At 50.6% G+C, this 470-nt stretch carries 1 protein-coding gene; it reads left to right on the top strand.

What is annotated here, in order from left to right:
- Positions 1 to 162: 162 nt before the first annotated feature.
- A partial coding sequence (locus ACTHUM_RS19320; RefSeq protein WP_440403906.1) for a M16 family metallopeptidase occupies positions 163 to 470 on the top strand: 308 nt, incomplete at its 3' end.

Here is a 470-nt window from a genome sequence, read left to right as displayed (position 1 = left end):
TGTTTGGGATTATCCGCGAATGAGGCGCGACGGTAAAGATTGGCAACGGCCGCGCTTGATGTGAATCAGCAGATAAGGCTGCAGGCCGTCTGAAATATTCGGCCAATCTTTCAGATTTTCCGCTATACTTTGGCAATTGATTTTCATTTTACGGATTAAACCATGTTACGCCGAATTGCTTTAATGCTTGCCTTCGCGCTGCCTGCCGCCTCATGGGCGCAGACGCTTTCTGAAACCCTGCCCAACGGTCTGAAAATCATCGTTAAAGAAGACCACCGCGCGCCAGTGGCCGTTTCGCAGATTTGGTACAAAATCGGCAGCGTGGATGAAAAACCGGGCAAAAGCGGCCTAAGCCACGCTTTGGAACACATGATGTTTAAAGGCACGAAAGACGTTCCCTCCGGCGAATTCAACCGCCGCATATCCGAGCTGGGAGGACAAAACAATGCCTACACCAACCGCAATGAAAC

It is taken from the genome of Neisseria sp. P0021.S006 (genome assembly GCF_051956895.1).
The sequence above is the reverse complement of the archived record's forward strand: the minus strand, read 5'-3'. Positions and strand labels throughout refer to the sequence as shown.